The organism is Mesorhizobium sp., assembly GCF_017306585.1.
Taxonomy (GTDB): domain Bacteria; phylum Pseudomonadota; class Alphaproteobacteria; order Rhizobiales; family Rhizobiaceae; genus Mesorhizobium.
Genome location: NZ_JAFKIC010000365.1, coordinates 1 through 2,571, shown reverse-complemented (window position 1 = coordinate 2,571; position 2,571 = coordinate 1). Strand labels below are relative to the sequence as shown.

6 protein-coding genes are annotated in these 2,571 nt (G+C 59.0%); 4 read left to right on the top strand and 2 right to left on the bottom strand.

The genetic code is table 11. The features are described 5' to 3' along the window. The first annotated feature begins 124 nt into the window (after positions 1-124). Positions 125-604, top strand: coding sequence for a ferritin-like domain-containing protein (locus J0I79_RS34805; protein ID WP_292870664.1), 480 nt, complete (start codon positions 125-127; stop codon positions 602-604). A 57-nt stretch (positions 605-661) separates the two neighbouring features. Here the strand turns inward: J0I79_RS34805 and J0I79_RS34800 are convergent, their stop codons facing one another. Both J0I79_RS34800 and J0I79_RS34795 read right to left on the bottom strand, forming a co-directional pair. Then, the gene (locus tag J0I79_RS34800; protein WP_292870662.1) at positions 662-808 is read right to left on the bottom strand and encodes a hypothetical protein; all 147 of its coding nucleotides are present in this window, start codon (positions 806-808) and stop codon (positions 662-664) included. A gap of 90 nt (positions 809-898) precedes the next feature. Continuing rightward, complete coding sequence (locus J0I79_RS34795) at positions 899-1,132, bottom strand: hypothetical protein (RefSeq protein WP_292870659.1); 234 nt, start codon at positions 1,130-1,132, stop codon at positions 899-901. Between the two features lie 64 nt (positions 1,133-1,196). Here J0I79_RS34795 and J0I79_RS34790 point away from each other — a divergent pair, with 64 nt between their 5' ends. The 3 genes from J0I79_RS34790 to J0I79_RS34780 form a co-directional block, all read left to right on the top strand. After that, complete coding sequence (locus J0I79_RS34790) at positions 1,197-1,385, top strand: hypothetical protein (protein ID WP_292870656.1); 189 nt, start codon at positions 1,197-1,199, stop codon at positions 1,383-1,385. Positions 1,386-1,507: 122 nt separating this feature from the next. Next, a complete protein-coding gene (locus tag J0I79_RS34785) occupies positions 1,508-1,693 on the top strand; it encodes a hypothetical protein (protein ID WP_292870653.1) in 186 nt (61 codons plus the stop codon). Continuing rightward, positions 1,690-2,571 (top strand): divalent metal cation transporter (locus J0I79_RS34780; protein WP_292870650.1); only part of this gene is annotated, 882 nt, incomplete at its 3' end. The genes J0I79_RS34785 and J0I79_RS34780, both read left to right, overlap by 4 nt.

The following is a 2,571-nucleotide window of genomic DNA, read 5'->3' as shown; positions in this document are numbered from 1 at the left end:
CCAAGCGCTGAGTTTCGCACGGAACATCTGGCGACCGGGGAAGTTGCCCGACCACGTCTCACGATGGAGGCGCAATCACCAGGAGGAAGACATGGCTGCGAAACAGTGAGGCTCGACGAAGGGCCTGAACGAACTTTTTCACGATACGCTCAAGGACATCTATTTCGCCGAGAAAAAGATTCTCGCGGCATTGCCCAAGATGGCTAAGGCGGCGCAGAGTCCGGACCTCAAAGCAGCGTTCGAGAAACATCACGGTCAGACCCAGGAACACGTTTCGCGCCTTGAAGAGGTCTTTGAGGCGATCGGCAAGAAACCGCAAGGCAAGACCTGCGCGGCAATCGTCGGCATCACCGAGGAAGGCGCTGAGATCATGGAGGACTACAAGGGCGCCCCGGCGTTGGATGCCGGTTTGCTTGCCGTGGCCCAAGCCGTCGAACACTATGAGATATCGCGCTATGGCACGATGAAAACCTGGGCGTCGGAGCTGGGGCTCGACGAAGCCGTGTCTTTGCTCGATCTCACCCTCGGCGAAGAAAAAGACACCGATGCTACGCTGACAAAGCTTGCGGAATCAGGCGTCAACGTCGTCGCTGAAATTCAATAGTCTTATGGCCACGGACCCGGCAGTGCAGGCCACTTCGCCGGGCTCCGTGGAACAGGCCTAGTCGGCGAATCCGCCGGTCTGATGCTGCATGGCCTCGAACACCACCTCGAAAAGGCTATCAACCTCTTCACTGACTTCATCGGCGCCGATGCCCGACTGTTCCGCCGAGGCGAGCAGCTGGTCCGCGAGATCGCTGGCCGCCACTGGGTTCCCATCCAGGCCGGGCTCGGGAAGGTTCTCCGCTAGCCATCTATCGAGATAATTCAGTCCCCGGGCACTCATTACGCGATCAGTTCAGCCATCGCGCCGGTTCTCGTGTTCCGCGTACCTTTTTCCAAGCCTTTGCTCCCGGAGCCTGGCCGTCTTCTCTTCTCGCGCCTTGCGCTCGGCTTCCAGCACGATCCGGGCCTCGCGATCTGCCCTCTCGATCTTCTCCTTGTCCACATGCCGTTTCTTCACGATCGCCTCCTGGCTGCTCAAAAGTACGAGCTTGAAGAAATGTTCCCTGTGAATAGAATCCGGCGCCATCTCATTTGTTAATGGATGGCCGCCGGCCGGCCGCTATGGACGAATGCACTGTGAGGGCAGGAAGATGGCACAACTCCATATGCGAGGGGTCGAACTCGTTCATGAACTTTTGAGCGCGGCGGACAGCATCGACAACATGAAGCAGCAGGATGTCGTGGACCTGTTGCGGGAAACGGCACAGGTTCTTGGCGACCTTCTGAAACGCGACAATCCGGAAAAGGTCATCTCCAAAGCCGAACGGCCACGGGCGTAAGCCAGCACCATCAAATGTTGGTGCATTGGCCGGCAATGGCCGACACCCTGCGTCGGGAAGGGAACCTGCACGGCTGGCTGCCGTTTATTAGCGTTCCCTGTTGAACCAATGGCACACCGTCGATGCAGCGCAGTCGCCCACAGTCGATCCTGCAAGCCGTGCTGATCGTGGCAATCGGCTCGACGGCAGTTCCTCTATTTCTCGAACACTTCTACGGCCCACGCCCTGAATTCCTGGTTCTTGGACCGGCGCTTGCCATTTGCGGAGGGTCGATTGCTGCATTGCTGATCTGGAGAGGCAAAACATGACGGACGCCAGTGCACGGGTCGAAAAAGAACAGAGCAATATGCTCGCCAAGGGACCGTTTCAGAAATTCCTGAGAACCATAGGTCCTGGCTTCATCACCGGCGCCTCCGACGACGATCCTTCGGGCATCGGCACCTATAGCCAGGCCGGAGCTCAACTCGGCTTCTCGGTCGGCTGGGTGATGCTCTTCACCTTTCCCCTGATGGCAGCGATCCAGGAGATCGCGGGCCGCATCGGCCGAACGACGGGAGAAGGCATTTCGGGAAACTTGCGACGCAATTATCCGATTTCGCTGCTTTATTTCGTGGTGGCGCTACTCTTCATCGCCAATGTGATCAATATCGGCGCCGATCTCAGTGCCATGGCCGACGCGCTGACCCTTCTCGTCGGCGGACCAAGCGCCATCTACGTCGTGCTCTTCGCGGCCGTCTGCGTCGTGGCGATCGTTTTCCTGCACTACAGCCGCTACGTCACCATTCTCAAATGGACCACGCTCAGCCTCTTCGCCTACGTCGTGGCTATGTTCACCGCGCATGTGCCCTGGGGTGAAGCGGCCAAGGGCTTATTCATTCCGACGATCCAGTGGAACGGCACCTATTTCACAACGCTGCTGGCGATTCTCGGCACGACCATCTCTCCCTATCTGTTCTTCTGGCAGGCTTCGCAGGAGGTCGAAGAGGAGGAACTGAAACCGTCGGCCAAGCCGCTGAAATGGGCGCCCTGGCAGGCCCCGAAGGCCTTCCGCCGCATCCGCGCCGACACGATGGTCGGCATGGCCCTGTCGAACATCATCGCCATTGCCATCATCTTCACGACGGCCGCAACGCTGCACAAGGCCGGGGTGACGAACATCGCATCCTCCACCGATGCCGCAAAGGCG